The organism is Pseudomonas sp. yb_5 (genome assembly GCF_043103865.1).
GTDB classification, from domain to species: domain Bacteria; phylum Pseudomonadota; class Gammaproteobacteria; order Pseudomonadales; family Pseudomonadaceae; genus Aquipseudomonas; species Aquipseudomonas putida_Y.
In genome coordinates, this window is sequence record NZ_JBICKE010000003.1 from 1 (window position 1) to 16538 (window position 16538).

Annotated in this window: 18 protein-coding genes; 3 read left to right on the forward strand and 15 right to left on the reverse strand. The window is 63.3% G+C overall.

The genetic code is table 11. The features are described 5' to 3' along the window. Positions 1-461: 461 nt before the first annotated feature. Genes ACF8GF_RS00325 through ccmA form a run of 10 tightly spaced genes read right to left on the reverse strand, consistent with a single transcriptional unit; the run spans position 462 to position 7807 of the window. Entirely contained in the window at positions 462-878 is a 417-nt protein-coding gene (locus ACF8GF_RS00325) for a hypothetical protein (protein ID WP_176685429.1), read from the reverse strand. Between the two features lie 12 nt (positions 879-890). After that, a complete protein-coding gene (gene ccmI / locus ACF8GF_RS00330) occupies positions 891-2087 on the reverse strand; it encodes a c-type cytochrome biogenesis protein CcmI (RefSeq protein WP_392487886.1) in 1197 nt (398 codons plus the stop codon). After that, positions 2080-2556, reverse strand: coding sequence for a cytochrome c-type biogenesis protein (locus ACF8GF_RS00335; RefSeq protein ID WP_176685427.1), 477 nt, complete (start codon positions 2554-2556; stop codon positions 2080-2082). The genes ccmI and ACF8GF_RS00335 overlap by 8 nt, the downstream gene beginning before the upstream one ends. Continuing rightward, positions 2553-3089: a DsbE family thiol:disulfide interchange protein gene (locus ACF8GF_RS00340; protein WP_176685426.1), complete on the reverse strand. Its 537-nt coding sequence runs from the start codon at positions 3087-3089 to the stop codon at positions 2553-2555. Before ACF8GF_RS00340 ends, ACF8GF_RS00335 begins: the two co-directional genes overlap by 4 nt. Then, on the reverse strand, positions 3086-5074 hold the full coding sequence (locus ACF8GF_RS00345; RefSeq protein ID WP_176685425.1) for a heme lyase CcmF/NrfE family subunit: 1989 nt from the start codon (positions 5072-5074) through the stop codon (positions 3086-3088). Before ACF8GF_RS00345 ends, ACF8GF_RS00340 begins: the two co-directional genes overlap by 4 nt. Next, positions 5071-5526 carry a cytochrome c maturation protein CcmE gene (ccmE, locus tag ACF8GF_RS00350; protein WP_176685424.1) on the reverse strand — a complete coding sequence of 152 codons (456 nt, stop codon included), beginning with the start codon at positions 5524-5526 and terminating at the stop codon, positions 5071-5073. Before ccmE ends, ACF8GF_RS00345 begins: the two co-directional genes overlap by 4 nt. Beyond that, positions 5523-5699 (reverse strand): heme exporter protein CcmD, encoded by a 177-nt coding sequence (gene ccmD / locus ACF8GF_RS00355; protein WP_003254380.1) that lies wholly within the window; start codon positions 5697-5699, stop codon positions 5523-5525. The genes ccmE and ccmD overlap by 4 nt, the downstream gene beginning before the upstream one ends. Then, positions 5696-6463 carry a heme ABC transporter permease gene (locus ACF8GF_RS00360; RefSeq protein ID WP_392487887.1) on the reverse strand — a complete coding sequence of 256 codons (768 nt, stop codon included), beginning with the start codon at positions 6461-6463 and terminating at the stop codon, positions 5696-5698. Before ACF8GF_RS00360 ends, ccmD begins: the two co-directional genes overlap by 4 nt. 46 nt (positions 6464-6509) lie before the next feature. After that, positions 6510-7187 (reverse strand): heme exporter protein CcmB, encoded by a 678-nt coding sequence (gene ccmB, locus ACF8GF_RS00365; protein ID WP_021785206.1) that lies wholly within the window; start codon positions 7185-7187, stop codon positions 6510-6512. Then, on the reverse strand, positions 7175-7807 hold the full coding sequence (ccmA, locus tag ACF8GF_RS00370) for a cytochrome c biogenesis heme-transporting ATPase CcmA (protein WP_176685423.1): 633 nt from the start codon (positions 7805-7807) through the stop codon (positions 7175-7177). The genes ccmB and ccmA overlap by 13 nt, the downstream gene beginning before the upstream one ends. A 267-nt stretch (positions 7808-8074) precedes the next feature. On the opposite strand from ccmA, the gene ACF8GF_RS00375 reads away from it, so the two are divergent. From ACF8GF_RS00375 to ACF8GF_RS00385, 3 genes are all read left to right on the forward strand, one after another. Then, complete coding sequence (locus tag ACF8GF_RS00375; RefSeq protein WP_392487888.1) at positions 8075-9631, forward strand: flagellar hook-length control protein FliK; 1557 nt, start codon at positions 8075-8077, stop codon at positions 9629-9631. Then, positions 9628-9966 carry an EscU/YscU/HrcU family type III secretion system export apparatus switch protein gene (locus ACF8GF_RS00380; protein WP_021785204.1) on the forward strand — a complete coding sequence of 113 codons (339 nt, stop codon included), beginning with the start codon at positions 9628-9630 and terminating at the stop codon, positions 9964-9966. The genes ACF8GF_RS00375 and ACF8GF_RS00380 overlap by 4 nt, the downstream gene beginning before the upstream one ends. A 67-nt stretch (positions 9967-10033) precedes the next feature. Beyond that, the gene (locus ACF8GF_RS00385) at positions 10034-12745 is read left to right on the forward strand and encodes a dermonecrotic toxin domain-containing protein (RefSeq protein WP_392487889.1); all 2712 of its coding nucleotides are present in this window, start codon (positions 10034-10036) and stop codon (positions 12743-12745) included. Between the two features lie 115 nt (positions 12746-12860). On the opposite strand, the gene ACF8GF_RS00390 is transcribed toward ACF8GF_RS00385, so the two are convergent. From ACF8GF_RS00390 to motD, 5 genes are all read right to left on the reverse strand, one after another. Beyond that, positions 12861-13256 carry a DUF2802 domain-containing protein gene (locus ACF8GF_RS00390; RefSeq protein WP_010955062.1) on the reverse strand — a complete coding sequence of 132 codons (396 nt, stop codon included), beginning with the start codon at positions 13254-13256 and terminating at the stop codon, positions 12861-12863. A gap of 1 nt (position 13257) precedes the next feature. Then, the gene (locus tag ACF8GF_RS00395) at positions 13258-13737 is read right to left on the reverse strand and encodes a chemotaxis protein CheW (RefSeq protein ID WP_003254393.1); all 480 of its coding nucleotides are present in this window, start codon (positions 13735-13737) and stop codon (positions 13258-13260) included. A gap of 41 nt (positions 13738-13778) precedes the next feature. Next, the gene (locus ACF8GF_RS00400; protein WP_392461851.1) at positions 13779-14669 is read right to left on the reverse strand and encodes a CheW domain-containing protein; all 891 of its coding nucleotides are present in this window, start codon (positions 14667-14669) and stop codon (positions 13779-13781) included. Beyond that, positions 14669-15457 carry a ParA family protein gene (locus ACF8GF_RS00405; protein WP_176685418.1) on the reverse strand — a complete coding sequence of 263 codons (789 nt, stop codon included), beginning with the start codon at positions 15455-15457 and terminating at the stop codon, positions 14669-14671. Before ACF8GF_RS00405 ends, ACF8GF_RS00400 begins: the two co-directional genes overlap by 1 nt. Before the next feature lie 223 nt (positions 15458-15680). Continuing rightward, positions 15681-16538 carry a flagellar motor protein MotD gene (motD, locus tag ACF8GF_RS00410; RefSeq protein WP_176685417.1) on the reverse strand — a complete coding sequence of 286 codons (858 nt, stop codon included), beginning with the start codon at positions 16536-16538 and terminating at the stop codon, positions 15681-15683.

Consider the following 16538-nt stretch of genomic DNA (forward strand, 5'->3'; position numbering starts at 1 on the left):
AAAGGTGAGTCAGCGTCGCCATCGCAAACGGACGGTTCGCTGAGTCAAAACAGACGAATTTGCTTCTTGCTTCTTGCTTCTTGCTTCTTGCTTCTTGCTTCTTGGATGTGGGCACTCACATCGAGTAGGTATTCATTCACGCAGGTGGCGCATAGTCACCTTTCCGCCCTTACGGCGGGTCACTTTTTGTCAAACGCGACAAAAAGTAACCAAAAAACGCTGGCTCCTATCATCCGGCCCCTGCGCTACGCTCCGGGGTTCCCTCGCTACGGTCTTGCTCCCGGGAGGACCGCGCTGCAGGCCCCATCCTGGGGCCCAGCGCTTGACGGGCATCCATGCCCGTCACCTCCCTTCGCAAGCCCTGCGCTCGGCCTCCTGAAGTCGCAATCTGCGTCGCCTGAACTATCGCGCGCTTACAAGCAAAATCAAAAGCAGAAGCAGAAGTAAATACAGAAACAGCGTTACTGTGCGAACGCCCGCCCCAACCCACCTGGTACACCACTGCTGTCAGTTTCCTGCCAAGGCCCATTCGGGCTCAACGACCAGCTCCAGCCGTTATCGAACCGATAGTAGGTACGCTGCCGGTAGAAGGTATTGGGCTGCTTCTCCAACACATATACACCCAGCCTGGGATCCCAGTGGCTTGCCCCGCCAGGCGGTGGCGCAAAGCTGGCCGAGGTACGCGGCATGGGCTTGGGTATCGCCGCCGGCTTGCTCGGCTGAGTGGCAGGCTGCCCGCCCGGCAAGGGCTTGACCACCGGCCCCGATGGCGGCACACGCTCGATCGGTGGCGCGGGCTGCTCGTACGGCTCGTGCACCGTACACGCAGACAAACCCAGGGCCAGGGTAATCAGGGTCAGGCGGACGGTGCTGTGCATGGCAGTGCTCTCTTACTGGTCTGGAGTGTCGATGGTCAGGCGCTGGGTAGCCTGGGTGGCGCTAGACAACGGAGCACCCCGGCCAATCCACTCACCCTGGGTAGGCTGACCCGCGCGTGAAACACGTGCAACCAGTTGGACTTCAGCAAATTGCGACAGTTTCATCTGCGGCATCATCGCATCAGCATCAGACAATTCCACCTCGATCGGCAACTGCGCCACGGTCACCCGCTTGGCCGCCAGAGGCATCGGCGGGCCCTTGCTGGCGCGAGCGAAGATAAACACCGTGTCGTCCGGCTTGACCTTGTCCTTCAAGGCAGCCGCCAGTTCCACCCGCACTTTCAGGCGAGCCGCCACAGGTGCAGGCTCGGTCGCCTCTGCTGGCACCCCACCCAGGCGCTCGGCGGCGCGGTCGATACCACCCTGCAGGGCCGCTCGCGATGCATCACCTTCTGGCAACTGCGCCAGCAAGCGCTTCCAGTAGTCGATGGCTTCCTGATAACGCTCGCCTTCAAACGCAGCAATACCGCGCAGGCCCAGGCTGGTCACCTCGTTAGGGTCCGCCTTCAGCGCTTCGTCAGTCAGCGCCTGCAATTGCGGGCTCCACTGCTTGTTGGCGGCAAAGTACAGCGCCTGCGCCCACTGCCCCAGCAGCTCGGGCTGGCGGCCAGCCAAGGCCACGGCCCGTTCGAACGTGCGCGCGGCATCGGCCGGGCGCTGCTCGGCCATGTAGGCCCGGCCAAGGAAATACATGGCCTCGGCCGAATCCGGCTGGGCCTGCACCACGCGCTCAAGGCGCGTAGTCATTTCATCCATCGACTTGGGTGCCTCGGCAAATTCCTGGGTCAGCGCCACCTTGTCGGCCGCGCCAAAATGCAGGTACAGCCCCAGCGCCATCAGCGGTACCAGCACTGCCGCCAGCAGCGGCAGCGCCTTGCCCAAATGCCCCTGGCGCGGGGCCTCGGCGCCTTCGGTATCGGCCAGCAGCTCGCGGGCAGCCTCGTCCCGGCCCTTGGCCATCTGCGCCTCATCGAGCACACCGGCGGCTTGCTGGGCCGCCAGTTCGGCGACACGTTCCTGGTAAAGGGCCACGTTCAAGGCCGTGCGGTCTTCTTCCTGCTGGCGACGGCGGCCACGCAGGATCGGGAGCAGCAAAAAGCTGAGGGCAGCGAGCAGCAGAAGGCCCGCGCTAAGCCAGAATTCAATCATGGGTCTGTTCTTTTTCCAGCAGTTTGGCGAGACGCTCGCGTTCTTCGGCAGACAACTCATCGGTGCCTTGCGCAGCCGTGGCACGGCGCCGGCGCACGATCACCGCCAGCACCACGAAGCCACCGGCCAGCAAGATCCCCGGGCCAAACCACAGCAGCCAGGTACGCGCGCTGAGCGCCGGTTTGTAGCGCACGAAGTCGCCATAGCGATCGACCATGAAGTCGATGATCTGCTGGTTGCTCTGGCCTTCGCCGAGCATGCGGAAGATTTCCCGGCGCAGGTCGGCAGCAATCGGCGCGTTGGAGTCGGCAATATCCTGGTTCTGGCACTTGGGGCAGCGCAGTTCCTTGGTCAACTGTTGGTAACGCTCGCGCTCGGCCTCGTCGCGAAACTGGTAGGTGTCGATAGCCGCCTTGGCCACACCGGCCAGGCTCATGCCCAGCACCGCAGCTGCCAGCCAGCGCTTCATGGCTTGGCCTCGTCGATCAGGCCTTGGTACAACGGCGCCAGCTGTTCACGCCAGACCGTGGCATCAACGATGCCCACGTGCTTGTAGCGAATGATGCCCTTGGCGTCTATCAGGAAGGTTTCCGGCGCCCCATACACCCCAAGGTCCAGGCCCAGGCTGCCCTGCTCGTCACGAATATCCAGCTGGTAGGGGTTGTGGAACTCGGCCAACCACTTCTGCGCGGCGGCGTTGTCATCCTTGTAGTTGACCCCATGGATCACCACACCCTGCCGTGCCAGCTGGTTCAGGTACGGATGCTCGACCTTGCATGACGGACACCAGGTGGCCCACACATTGACCAGTGCCGGGCGGCCCTGCAAGTCAGCCTGAGTCAGGGTGCGGTCCCCCTGTGTCGAAGCCAGGGAAAACACCGGGAACGGTTTGCCGATCATTGCCGAAGGCAGCTCGTCGGGCTTGAGGAAAAGCCCCTTGTAGAGGAACACCGCCACCAGCAGGAACACTGCAAGGGGCACTACCATGATCCAACGCTTCATGCAGCTGCTCCAGACACGCCCAGGACATCACGCACCCGGGTCTTGACCTTGACGCGGTAGCGCCGGTCGAGGGCCGCCAGCAACCCGCCCAGGCCGGTCAGCAGACCGCCCAGCCAGATCCAGCGAACGTAAGGCTTAATATGTACGCGCACAGCCCAGGCGCCATTCTCCAGTGGCTCACCAAGCGCAACGTACAGGTCTCGGGTAAAGCCGGCGTCGATGCCCGCTTCGGTCATCATCGACTGTTGCACGGTGTACAGGCGCTTCTCCGGGTGCAGTGTGGTCACTTCACGACCCTCGCGGCTGACCACGATGGTGCCCTTGTCAGAGATGAAGTTCGGCCCCTCGAAGTGCTTGGCGCCCTGGAACAGGAAGTGGTAGCCACCCAGCTCCACACTTTCGCCCGGCGCCATGCGCAGGTCGCGTTCGGCGCTGTTGTTGCTGGACAGCACCACGCCCAGCGCGCACACCGCCAGGCCCAAGTGCGCCAGTTGCATGCCCCAGTAGCTGCGCCCCAGGCCCGGCAAGCCTTTGATCAGGCCCTTGTGGCGGGTCTTGTCGAAAATGTCACGCAGCCCGCCAAGCACTACCCAAGAAGCCAGGGCGAAGGCCGTCAGCGTCGGCCAATCGAAGTCGTCGACGATAAAGCCGGCAACCGGAGCAAGGATGGCACTGCCGATCAACACTGGGGTCATCATGCTGGCCAGCCATTTGCCCGGGGTGTCCTTCCAGCGCACCACCACGCCCACGCTCATCACCACCATCAGCAGCGCCATCAACGGCAGGAACAAGGCGTCGAAGTAGGGCGGGCCGACCGATAGCTTGGCACCGGTCAGGGCATCGAGCACCAGCGGGTACAGGGTACCGAGCAGAATCATCGAAGCCGCCACCACCAGCACCAGGTTGTTGGCCAGCAGCAGCGTTTCACGCGACCACAGGGCGAAACCGACCTGGCTCTTGACCACCGGTGCACGCAGTGCGAACAGCGTGAGCGACCCGCCGACCACGAACAGCAGGAAAAACAGGATGAAAATACCGCGCGACGGGTCGGCGGCAAACGCGTGCACCGAGGTCAGCACGCCGGAACGCACCAGGAAGGTACCCAGCAGGCTCAGCGAGAATGCGGCAATTGCCAGCAGTACGGTCCAGCTCTTGAACACCCCGCGTTTCTCGGTCACCGCCAACGAGTGGATCAGTGCCGTGCCCACCAGCCAAGGCATGAACGAGGCGTTTTCCACCGGGTCCCAGAACCACCAGCCACCCCAGCCCAGTTCGTAGTAGGCCCACCACGATCCCAAGGTGATGCCAATACCCAGAAAAGCCCAGGCGACGATGGTCCACGGCCGCGACCAGCGCGCCCAGGCAGCGTCCAGCCGGCCGCCCAGCAAGGCGGCGATGGCGAAGGCGAAGGCCACCGAAAAGCCCACGTAGCCCATGTAGAGCATGGGTGGGTGAACGATCAGGCCAAAGTCCTGCAGCAGCGGGTTGAGGTCACGGCCATCAGTCGGCACCTGCGGCAGCAGGCGCTGGAACGGGTTGGAAGTAATGATCAGGAAGCTCAGGAAGCCCACGCTGATCATGCCCATTACCGCCAGCACGCGGGCCAGCATGACCTGCGGCAACTGCCGGGAGAACACCGACACAGCAAAGGTCCAGCCGCCGAGGATCAGCGCCCAAAGCAGCAGCGAACCCTCATGGGCGCCCCACACCGCACTGAACTTGTAGTACCAGGGCAAGGCGCTGTTGGAGTTGCTGGCCACATAGGCGACCGAGAAGTTGTCTGTCATGAAGGCATGGGTCAGGCAGGCAAAGGCAAACGCCAGGAAGACGAACTGCCCCCACGCTGCCGGCCGCGCCAGGCTCATCCACAGGCTGTCGCCACGCCACGCGCCAAGCAGCGGCACACTGGCCTGCACGACGGCAAAGCAGATCGCCAGAATCATCGCCAACTGGCCCAGTTCGGGAATTACCAGTGCTGCGTTCATGGCTTGGCCTCTACGCCGGTAGCGGCCTGGCCGCTTTCCTTCAACGCCTTGGTGACCTCGGGCGGCATGTATTTCTCGTCGTGCTTGGCCAGCACTTCATCGGCTACCACCACACCTTCGCCGTTGAGCTTGCCAAGGGCGACGATGCCCTGCCCTTCGCGGAATAGATCGGGGAGGATGCCGCGGTAGGTGATGGGTACCGACTTGTTGAAGTCGGTAACCACGAAACGCACGTCCAACGAGTCGGCCGAGCGCTGAACCGAGCCTTTCTCGACCATGCCGCCAGCGCGAATGCGCGTGTCCAGCGGCGCTTCGCCGTTGGCGATCTGGGTCGGTGTATAGAACAGGTTGATGTTCTGCTGCAATGCGCTCAAGGCAAAGCCGACGGCAACCCCGACGCCGACCAGCAGGCCGACGATGAGCAACAGGCGTTTCTTGCGCTGCGGATTCACTGGTTGTTCTCCCGGCGCAAACGGCGCGCCTCTTCTTGCAAATAGCGACGACGGGCCAGCAGTGGCGCACCAACGTTCAGCGCCAGCACCGCCAGGCAGATGCCATAGGCCGACCACACGTACAGGCCATGGTGGCCCATGGCGAGAAAGTCACCGAAAGTGGCAAAGCTCATTGTGCGGCCCTCCGCCCCAGGCTGTTCAATACTTCGTCCCTGACCCAACTGGCGCGTGCTTCGCGCTTGAGCACTTCAAGGCGCATGCGCAGCAGCAGTACGGCGCCGAAGAAACAGTAGAAACCCAGCGCCGTGCACAACAGCGGCAGCCACATTTCGGCCGGCATCGCCGGCTTTTCGGTAAGGGTGAAGGTGGCGCCCTGGTGCAGGGTGTTCCACCACTCCACCGAATACTTGATGATCGGGATATTCACCACACCGACAATCGCAAGCACCGCACAGGCCTTGGCCGCACTGTCACGATTACTGATCGCCTGGCCCAGCGCAATAATGCCGAAGTACAGGAACAGCAGGATGAGCATGGACGTAAGGCGGGCATCCCACACCCACCAGCTGCCCCAGGTCGGCTTGCCCCAGATGGCGCCGGTAACCAGCGCCACGGCGGTCATCCAGGCGCCGATGGGTGCGGCACATTGCAGGGCGACGTCGGCCAGTTTCATCTTCCACACCAGCCCCACCACCCCGGCCACCGCCAGCAGCACATAGCAGGACTGCGCCAGCATCGCCGCCGGCACATGGATATAGATGATGCGGAAGCTGTTGCCCTGCTGGTAGTCCTGGGGGGCGAAGGCCAGGCCCCAGGTGATGCCGACCAGCAGCAGGAGCAGGGCAGCACCGGCCAGCCACGGCAGCATGCGGCCGCTGATGGCATAGAACCATTTCGGGGAGCCCAGCTTGTGGAACCACGTCCAGCTTATTTTCATCAGGGTACATCCAGGGTATTTGCCGGGTTTGAGAGCCCGGGACTCGTTATTCGCCGACGCTGATCTTCAGGCCGGCCGCTATCGCAAAGGGTGCCAGGGTAACGGCCAGGGCCGTCAGACTGGCGAGCCAGAGCAGATGGCCGGTTGCCGGCATATTTTGCAACGCCGCTTGCAACGCACCACTGCCCAGGATCAATACAGGGATATACAACGGCAGAATCAGCAACGCCAGTAACAAACCTCCGCGTTTAAGGCCGACTGTCAGCGCCGCGCCCACCGCGCCCAGCAAGCTCAATACCGGCGTACCCAGCAGCAGCGAACCGAGTAGCACCGGCAGGCAATGGCTTGGCAGCCCCAGCATCAGTGCCAGCAGTGGCGCCAACAATACCAGCGCCAGCCCGGAAAAGATCCAGTGCGCCAGCACCTTGGCCAGCACCAGCAGCGCCAGTGGGTGCGGCGACAGCACCCACTGCTCCAGCGAGCCGTCTTCGAAATCGCTGCGGAACAGGCCGTCCAGCGACAACAACACGGCCAGCAGCGCTGCCACCCAGACCAGGCCCGGCGACAAAGTTTGCAACAATTGGCTTTCCGGGCCGACCGCCAGCGGGAACATGGCCACGACGATGGCGAAGAACACCAACGGGTTGGCCAGTTCGGCCGGGCGACGGCACAGCAGGCGCGCTTCGCGGCGCAGCAACAAAATGAATACGCTCATGCAGCCCATTGCCCCAGGTTCAGTTCACGGTAACCGGAGGGCTTGCGTTCCAGTGTGTGATGAGTCGTCAGCACCACCGTGCCGCCCTGCTCGCAGTGGGCTGCCAGGTGCGCTTCAAGCTGCGCCACGCCTTGCTTGTCGAGCGCGGTGAACGGCTCGTCGAGAATCCAGAGCGGCGGACTAGCCAGGTGCAGCCGGGCCAGGGCCACACGGCGCTGCTGACCGGCTGACAGGGTATGGCAGGGGACGTCTTCGAAACCGCGCAGGCCAACAGCCTCCAGCGCCGCCCAGATCGCCTCGCGGCTGGCCGGCTGGTGCAGGGCGCACAGCCAGGTGAGATTTTCCTCGGCGGTGAGCAAGTCCTTGATACCAGCGGCGTGGCCGATCCACAGCAGTGCGCTGGCCAGGGCATGTCGCTGTTCGGCCAGGGGCTTGCCACCCAGCAGAATCTGCCCGGCCGTCGGCTGCATCAGCCCGGCCAGCAAGCGCAACAGGCTGGTCTTGCCACTGCCGTTGGGGCCACTGATCTGCAGCATGTCGCCGGCGCCCAGCTCGAAATCGAGCTGCTCGAACAGCAGGCGCCAGTCGCGCTCGCAGGCCAGGCCCGCGGCTTGGAGGTGAAGGGTCACGGTTTCGCCTTATCTTTAGTAGGGCTTTGGCGCGGCGTCGCCTGTTTCGCGGGTGAACCCGCTCCTACAGGTTCGGCGCAGTACTCGGATACCGCACAGAACCCTGTAGGAGCGGGTTCACCCGCGAAGCAGCCAACACCGCTCCAAAGCCCTTGTGTCTCAAGTCGCCCCGCGCGCTGCCGTTATACTGGCAACCACGGGCGCTCGGCATTATTACACGCGCCGCCGCGCTGCCAAGAGGCCGGGCTCGACAGGTTGTATACAATCATGACTGAAATCAATAGTCTCGGCGCACAAAACGCGATCAACAGCCAAGCCATGAAGGCAGGCATGACCGGCGAACTGCTGCGCCTGATCCAGGCGCAGCCCGGCCTGCTGGCCCCTGGCGAAACCGCGCAAGCCGAGGTCGTATCGTTGCGCCAGACCGGCCAGGACTTTCAGTTGGTGCTACGGCTGATGCAGGCCAACGGCATACAGACCCAGCTACAGGCCAACGCTAGCCAGCCGCTGCCCCAAGGCAGCCAGATCACCGTCAGCCAGACCGAAAGCAATCGCCTGGCGATCATGCTGCAACAGGCCAGCGCCAGCCAGGTCGCCACCCTCACCCAACTGGACACCAGCAAGGTGCCGGTCGGCACCTTGTTGCAAGGCAAGGTCCTGACCAACCAGCCGCTGGCCCAGGAACCCGACCAACCGGCCGTGTACCGAGCGCTGGTCAGCTTGCTCAACAGCGCCCAGGCCGGTGCCACACTGAGCATCGACAGCCCGCGTCCACTGGCCATTGGCAGCCTGCTCAGCGCCCTGGTGCAGGGCGACCAGTCATTGCGCTTCGTGCCACTCAGCGGCAGGCAGGACCAACTCAGCATTGCCCAACAGCTGCTGACCCAACAAAACCGCCAAGCCTCGCTGCCCGGCCTGCTCAACGCCCTGCAACAGCTCACCCGCGACCCCGGCGTCGATGGCGACCTGCGCGCCAGCGCCGAACGCCTGCTGGCCGGCCTGCCGGACGCCCGACAACTGGGCGACGCCAAGGCAGTGGCCCAGGCCCTGAACAACAGCGGCAGCTTTCTCGAAGCGAAGCTGCTGAGTGGGTCCACCGCCAGCATCGCCACCGACCTCAAGGCGCATTTGCTGCGGCTGATGGACCAGGCCCCTGCCCTTCCGGCGGGCGCCACCAATCTCAACCCCGCCAGCCTGGCCGTGACCATGCCGGCACTGGCGCGCAGTGCACTGGGCATGCTCGAGCGGGTCAGCCCCAAGCCGCAGCCGGGGGCGTTCCCGTTACCGTCGCGCCTGCTCAAGGCCCTGGAGGACGAAGGCGACCTGCAACAGTTGCTGCGCCTGGCTGCTGCTGCCGTTTCACGCTTGCAGAGCCACGCCATGAGCAGCCTGCAACAGACCGGCACGCTGGAGAACGGCAACCTGCAGACCACCTGGCAAACCGAAGTGCCGATCCGCCACGGCCAGGAGTTCATCCCGCTGCAAGTCAAACTGCAACGCGAAGAAACCCCGCAACAACAAGCCGACCGCCAATATAAAGCCCAAGACCCTCGGCAAGCCCTGTGGCGCATCGAGCTGGCCTTTGACCTGTCCCCGCTCGGCCCCATGCAAGTACAGGCGCAACTGAGCCAGGGCCGTTTGAGTGGGCAGCTATGGGCGGAGCGCGAGCAGACCGCGCGCTTGATCGACACCCAGCTCGGCGCGCTGCGCGAGCGCCTGCTGGCCCGGGGCCTGGAAGTCGGCGACCTGGAGTGCTACCCGGGCATTCCGCCGCTGGGGCCACGCACACGAATGGAACAACGCTGGGTGGACGAAACCGCATGAGCCACACGACACCACGCCAAGCCATAGCGCTGAACTACGACGGCCATCAGGCACCGACCCTCACCGCCAAGGGCGACGAGGAACTGGCCGAGGCCATCCTTGCGCTCGCCCGCGAACACGAAGTACCGATCTACGAAAACGCCGAGCTGGTGCGCCTGCTGGCGCGGCTGGAGCTGGGCGATCAAATACCCGAGGCGCTGTACCTGACCATTGCCGAGATCATCGCCTTCGCCTGGCAACTGCGCGGCAAGGTACCTGCGGGTTTCGATGATGCGCCTCCGGAAGAGCACGATATCACCCCGCCATTGCCCCTGCTGCCCGGCACTGGCCGGTAACTATCTACCACCCCCTCCCCCACCATGCGCCCCACCTTGTCGGTCTCCCACGTACAAGGTGACCGTCATGATCGACAGCAGAATCAACGCCCAAGGTGTGCAGTTCGTAGTAGACCATCTGGCCAACATCCCACGTCCGGACCGCGAAGCCAATCGCTTGATCCGGCAGTGGCTCGCCGGGCAAGGTGTGCATATCGACCCCGATCGCGTCGATGTGGTCACCCTGCACTACCGGCCGGATGAGCAAGGCTATGTGGCAGCGGTCCAGCAGACCCAGAGCATGACCCAGGCGCTGCTGGGCAACTGGCAAGGGGAGTCCGATAACAACCTCATCGGCGCACTGTTCGCCAACCCTTGGGCAGGCACCTTCCCCCAAGGGCCGTTGAAGCTGGTCGATCGCCTGCCAACGCTGGGCTTTGGCCATCAGGGCGCGGCCTTCGAGGTGTATAACGGCCTGTTCCAGCGATCGTCCCCCGCCCGCTACGATGCTTCGACCCACGTTCAGGTTCCGGCTGAAGCCTTCCAGCGGTTCATAGAAGCGCTGGACTTTCACCAGCCGTTCAAAGCCATGCTCGACGCTTACTGGCAGGAGCATCAGGACAGTCACCGCCTGGCCAGCAAGCTCAATTTCATCGCCGCCTGCAACGCCCAGGTCAGCCGAGGCAGCCTGAGCGATGCCGCCAGAACGCTGGCATGGCAAGCCGCTGGCCTGATGCCGCGGCGGCGCAAGGTAAGGGTGAGCACACTGAGCATCTATGGCTACGCGGCCACCGACCTGCTGTACATCAATGCCCCCGACAGCGATCTGACCCTGCTGTACATGCCAGGCAACAGCTCACCCTTGCTCGAATTCGCCAGCGAAAACCTGCTCAAGGACTGGGTGGGCGATCAGTGCAAGGACCCCGCCCGACGCGAGGCACTCAAACAACATTTCAGGCTCGCCGACCGTCCTCAGGGCCTCGATTTCAGCGGCCTGGACACCGCGCTAGAGGGCCTTGGCGACTATCCAAACCGGCACCGGCTGCCGCCTGAACATGGTTATTTCAACGATGATGGTGTCTGGCCCCCTAGAACCTACGTGAACTACAAACCTGGCAAATACAACCCCAAACTGACCGGGGATATGTTCGCAGCCCTGACCGAGCGCCAGCGCCAGCGCAGCTACGACGATGCCGATTTTGTCATCACCACCGATAGCCAGGTTACCAAAGCCAGATGGCGAGGCTACCTCACCAACACGCTCAACCTGCTGGCGCCACTGTGCCTGGTGGTGCCGGGGCTGGCGCCATTGCTGGCAGTCGGTGGCATTGCCCAGTTGGGCCTGGGCCTGGATCAGGTGATCAACGGCCATAGCCTGAAAGCCAAACAGGACGGGGTTGGCGACATCGCCTGGGGGCTGTTCAACGCCGCACCGCTGGCAACGGAGGGCACGGCAGGCATCAAGGCCCTGTTCGAGTTCAAAAGCGATGGTTTTGTCATGCCGCGCGAGGTCAACGGGCAGCTCGGCTACCCGCTGAGCCCGATCCGTCCACCACGGCTTCCCGAGCCAGAAGGCGTGGAGTATTTCCACAACCACGAGCCGATTACACCGCTTGACGAAGGCGACCCGGCTGTTGCCGGCGCGGTGATTCGCTTGCCCCACTACGATGGCGAACTGGACGACCTGGAATGCAGCATCGAAACCTACAATGCACGCGTGGTCTATGACCTGGAGCGCGACGCATTCATCATCAAGGAAACCGTCAACGAGGTCGAGCCGCAAGCCTACATCGCAGTACCTGGCAGCCGTGACCTTGTCGCGCTCGACAGGCAGCGCCCAGTCACCGACGCCATGCGCACCCGCACCTTGCGCGCGCTGGGTGTGGACCTGCCACTGCCAGTAAACATTCCGACACCGGCGCCGGACAGCGCTCCCATCCCCAAACTTATCTCCAGCCTCTGGGTCGGCGACAAAGTCATAAGCGAGCCATTGCTGGCCAACCTTGCCGCCAACGCCGCGCGCCTGAGCGACAGTGAATACAGCATGCGCCTGTTTCTGTCGAAGGCTTCGCCTACCGCTTACGAACAGAACGCAAGACTATTGGCAGCCCGGGCGCCAGGGCTGCAGGTATTGCCGCTAGAAGAGCAAGGCTTCTTCCGGGCCTTCCGCCAGAGCCGCTATTACGCACAGTACGAGGCAGCGCTGGATGGCAACGGTGGCATCGCCACCAATTACGCGTCTGCGACCGATGTGCTGCGCTACCGGATGCTGCACCATGAGGGCGGGCTATACATGGACGTAGACGATTTCCTGCTGCCGGACGGCAAGGGCGAAGCGATCGATCAGGTCGAGCTGCGCACCCCACCCGATGGGCTGCTGCTGCCACCGCCGATGTCCAACGAGAAAATGAGCATGAATTGCCTGTACAACACCAGCCTCATGGGTAGCCACCCCGGCAACCCGCTGCTGGATGCGATCTCCGATGAAATGCTCGCACGTTACCAGACCCATGCAGACTTCTACGAAAGCCGACCGAGCCTGGAACAGGACCCGAGCGGTTTCTACCGCTATGCCAATACGCTCAGCTATCTCACCGGGCCGGCGCTGCTCACCGAAGTGGTCGATCGCCATCTACCCGGGCTGCGGACCCTGCGCCAGATCATCAACCTGCACACCATGCCACGCGTCAACACCTATCCATTCATCGACCCTTCGCAAGCCAATACAGCCCTGAGGCAACTGCTGCCCCTGAACCGATTCGCCGGCGTCGGCGGCAACCATTCCTGGGTTCGCAACTGAAATGAACAGCGGGTACCGAACGGGCCCGGCGGCACCTATCAGATCGAGCGTCGCGTGGACGTCGCTCGATTTCCCAGGCGACGAACCTGCTGCCAAGGATACCTGCCAGCCCCACTCAAGGAGCCCGGTACACCTTGCTCATCAACTCCGCCTCGGCCTGGGTCAGGCCGCAGCTCTGGGTCAACTCATCGATACTCGCCCCCATCCCCACCAGCTTGGCCGCCTGGCTGAAGGTAACGTTGCTCGGGTCGCGCTGTTCGAGGCGCTCCAGCCGGTCCGGCAGGGTGGCCACCGCCGCACGCAGCTCATGGATGGCCTCCCCCATGCGCACAGTGCCGTTCTGGTAGTCATCCAGACGCTTGGCCAAGTCCTTGATGCGCTGGTCACGCAGCGCATCGCCCTCTGCCTGCTGCGCAGCCAGCTCGCGCTGGCGCTTGCTGTAGTTGAGAAAAAACCACAGGCTCAGCGCCCAGGCCAGCGCCAGGAAGATGACAGCAACCTCTAGGATCAACTCAGATGTTCTCCAGCTCGGACCACTCTTCCTCGGTCATCATCTTGTCCAGTTCGACCAGGATCAGCAGCTCGCCATTCTTGTTGCACACGCCCTGAATGAACTTGGCCGACTCTTCGTTACCCACGTTCGGCGCAGTCTCGATTTCGGACTGGCGCAGGTAAACCACTTCGGCCACGCTGTCGACCAGAATGCCGACCACTTGCTTGTCGGCTTCGATGATGACGATACGGGTGTTGTCGGTCACTTCGGTCGGCATCAGGCCAAAACGCTGACGCGTGTCGATCACCGTCACCACGTTACCGCGCAAGTTGATGATGCCCAGCACGTAGCTCGGCGCGCCCGGCACCGGGGCGATCTCGGTGTAGCGCAGTACTTCCTGCACCTGCATCACATTGATGCCGTAGGACTCGTTGTCCAGACGGAAGGTAACCCACTGCAGGATCGGATCTTCGGAACCTTGTGCAGACGACTTTTTCATTCCCCTACCCTCAAAATCCGCCGTTGGCGGTATGTTCTGTGTCATTTCTGGTTGGCGTGCATCTGCTTGACCGCACCGCTGGCGATCAGCTCGGCCAGTGCGGCGACGTCGAGCAGTGCACACATGTGTTCGATTACGGTACCGGCCAGCCACGGGCGCTGGCCACGCTGGCTGCGCCACTTGATCTCCGACGGGTCCAGGCGCAGCGAACGGCTGACCTGATGCACCGCCAGCCCCCATTCGTAGCCCTGCACCGAAATCACGTACTGCAGGCCCTGGCGAAAATCATCGCGGTAACGGTCGGGCATTACCCAACGCGCAGTGTCCAGCACCTTCAGGTTGCCAGCCTGGCAGGTCAGGATGCCGAGGAACCAGTCGGGCTGGCCGAACAGTGGCGTCAGTTCCTGGCCAGCCAGGGTGTAGATCGAGCCCAGGCACACCAACGGCACCGCCAGGGTCAAGCCGGCAACATCGAACAGCAGGCACTCGAACGGCTCGGCCGCCCACGCCGGACGACCCTCTACAGTGGCCGGAGGCACGGGCAGGTTGGGCGCCGGCAGATACACATCGACCAGCGGCACAGCCGGTTCCACGGTTTGCTCTTCGACCAGTACCGGAATGGTGGCTTCGGCCACGATCTCCTGCTCGACCACCGCCACCACCGGGGCTTGCACCGGCATCACGCTGGGCAGTACCGCCAGCCGGGGCTCGGCGAACGGCCGGGCAAGGCTGGCGGCGGCTTCGGCGGGCTCAGGCCGGGCCGGCTGCCGGGCATCGCGTGCCTGCTCCTCGCGCACCGCCTCGGCGAACTCATCCGCCACTGCCGGCGGCTCGCTCTGGTCTTCGGCCTCGGTGGCCTCCTGCAGCAGGCCGTCCAGGTACGATTGCAGGGCCATCTGGGGTCGGGTGCTGGTTTGCCGGGTTTGAGTCATCAGGCCACCTGCACTGCGTTCTTGTAGGTGAGCAGGTGCTTGAGCAACGCCCTGTAGGCGATCAACCCACGGCTCTTGCTGTCGAACTGCGAGGGCGTGACGCCCTTGCGACTGGCATCGCGCAGGCGCGTATCCACCGGAATGTAACCCTGCCATACATGCTGCCCGTAAGTGTCACGTAGCAGCTTGAGGGTGCCCAGCGACGCCTGGGTACGACGGTCGAACAGGGTTGGCACGATCTGGTACGGCAGCGCCTGCTTGCGCGAACGGTTGACCATGGCCAAGGTGCCGACCATGCGCTCCAGGCCCTTCACGGCGAGGAATTCGGTTTGTACCGGGATCACCAGCTGCTGACTGGCGGCCAGGGCATTGACCATCAGCACACCCAGCAAGGGTGGGCTGTCGATCAAGGCATAGTCGAAATCCTGCCACAGTTGCGCCAGACTCTTGGCGATTACCAGGCCCAGGCCATTCTGTCCTGGTGACTGGCGCTCCAGCACCGCCAGCGCGGTACTCGACGGCAACAGCGAAATGCGCTCATCGCTGGTGGGCAGCAGCAGTTGCCCGGGCAAGCCTTCGGGCACCGCCCCCTTGTGCAGGAACAGGTCGTAGCAGCTGTGCTCCAGGGCATCCGGGTTATGCCCGAAGTAGCTGGTCATCGAGCCGTGCGGGTCGAGGTCGACGACGACCACGCGCTTGCCGGCCTCGGCCAGCAGGCCGGCCAGGGCAATGGTAGTGGTGGTCTTGCCGACGCCACCTTTTTGATTGGCTACTGCCCAGACTCTCATCAAGCAAACTCTATCCATTGATTTGGCAGGGACACTGTAGATACAACTGTCATGCGCAAAACTTCAAAGCTTGCACGCCCCTCTGTGGGAGCGGGCAAGCCCGCGAATACCGGCGCAGCCGGTGCCATTCACCGAGTCGCTGGCTTCGCGGGCATGCCCGCTCCCACAGGGGACGGCGGCACATTCAAAATCGTGTTCGTATCAGCGACGGGGAATTGACGAATCACTGCCCCGCCACTGTTGCTGGCGTTGCTGGTGCACTTTGTGTGCCAGCCCGGCGCAATGCGGCATCCGGTGTGGCATTGGCGCTGCCCGAGCCTGTCAGGCTGCGGCGCACTTCCAGGTTACGGGAAATCACCAGCACCACCCGACGATTGCGTGCGCGTCCTTCGGCGGTATCGTTGCTGGCCACCGGCTGGTACTCGCCGTAGCCCACCGAAGCCATGCGCGCCGGGTTGACGCCCTCCATGGCCAGCAGCCGCACGATGCTGGCCGCGCGCGCCGAGGACAACTCCCAGTTGGTGGGGTACTGCGCGGTGCGGATCGGCAGGTTGTCGGTGAAGCCTTCGACGTGCACCGGGTTGGCGAACGGCTTGAGGATGTTGGCCACCTTCTCGATGATCGCAAACGCCTTGTCACTGGGCATCGCATCACCACTGCCAAACAGCAGCGACGAATTGAGCTCGATCTCGACCCACAGTTCGTTGCCGCGCACAGTCATCTGGTCGCTTTTGATCAGGTCGCCAAAGGCATCGCGCACGTCATTGCTGATGGTTTTCAACGGGTCGGTATTGGTCGCCGCCAGGCCCGCTTCGGTCTGCTCGCTGTCTTTGACCAGCGGTTCGGCCGGGCGCACGCTCAGCGGCTGCTCATCGCCAATCGGGATCGGCTTCATGCTGCGCTCGGGGTCGTTGAATACCCCGAGCAAGGCCTGAGAAATAACCTTGTACTTGCCCTCGTTAATCGAGGAAATCGAATACATCACGACGAAAAAGGCGAACAGCAACGTGATGAAGTCGGCGTACGACACCAGCCAGCGCTCGTGGTTTTCGTGTTCCTCGGTATGACGACGGCGACGCAT

What these genes read in the sequence shown, in the direction of transcription:
- ACF8GF_RS00325 (WP_176685429.1), bottom strand. Translation starts at nt 878, where the DNA reads ATGCACAGCACCGTCCGCCTGACCCTGATTACCCTGGCCCTGGGTTTG.
- ccmI (WP_392487886.1), bottom strand. Translation starts at nt 2,087, where the DNA reads ATGATTGAATTCTGGCTTAGCGCGGGCCTTCTGCTGCTCGCTGCCCTC.
- ACF8GF_RS00335 (WP_176685427.1), bottom strand. Translation starts at nt 2,556, where the DNA reads ATGAAGCGCTGGCTGGCAGCTGCGGTGCTGGGCATGAGCCTGGCCGGT.
- ACF8GF_RS00340 (WP_176685426.1), bottom strand. Translation starts at nt 3,089, where the DNA reads ATGAAGCGTTGGATCATGGTAGTGCCCCTTGCAGTGTTCCTGCTGGTG.
- ACF8GF_RS00345 (WP_176685425.1), bottom strand. Translation starts at nt 5,074, where the DNA reads ATGAACGCAGCACTGGTAATTCCCGAACTGGGCCAGTTGGCGATGATT.
- ccmD (WP_003254380.1), bottom strand. Translation starts at nt 5,699, where the DNA reads ATGAGCTTTGCCACTTTCGGTGACTTTCTCGCCATGGGCCACCATGGC.
- ACF8GF_RS00360 (WP_392487887.1), bottom strand. Translation starts at nt 6,463, where the DNA reads ATGAAAATAAGCTGGACGTGGTTCCACAAGCTGGGCTCCCCGAAATGG.
- ccmB (WP_021785206.1), bottom strand. Translation starts at nt 7,187, where the DNA reads ATGGGCTGCATGAGCGTATTCATTTTGTTGCTGCGCCGCGAAGCGCGC.
- ACF8GF_RS00375 (WP_392487888.1), top strand. Translation starts at nt 8,075, where the DNA reads ATGACTGAAATCAATAGTCTCGGCGCACAAAACGCGATCAACAGCCAA.
- ACF8GF_RS00380 (WP_021785204.1), top strand. Translation starts at nt 9,628, where the DNA reads ATGAGCCACACGACACCACGCCAAGCCATAGCGCTGAACTACGACGGC.
- ACF8GF_RS00385 (WP_392487889.1), top strand. Translation starts at nt 10,034, where the DNA reads ATGATCGACAGCAGAATCAACGCCCAAGGTGTGCAGTTCGTAGTAGAC.
- ACF8GF_RS00395 (WP_003254393.1), bottom strand. Translation starts at nt 13,737, where the DNA reads ATGAAAAAGTCGTCTGCACAAGGTTCCGAAGATCCGATCCTGCAGTGG.
- ACF8GF_RS00400 (WP_392461851.1), bottom strand. Translation starts at nt 14,669, where the DNA reads ATGACTCAAACCCGGCAAACCAGCACCCGACCCCAGATGGCCCTGCAA.
- ACF8GF_RS00405 (WP_176685418.1), bottom strand. Translation starts at nt 15,457, where the DNA reads ATGAGAGTCTGGGCAGTAGCCAATCAAAAAGGTGGCGTCGGCAAGACC.
- motD (WP_176685417.1), bottom strand. Translation starts at nt 16,538, where the DNA reads ATGCGTCGCCGTCGTCATACCGAGGAACACGAAAACCACGAGCGCTGG.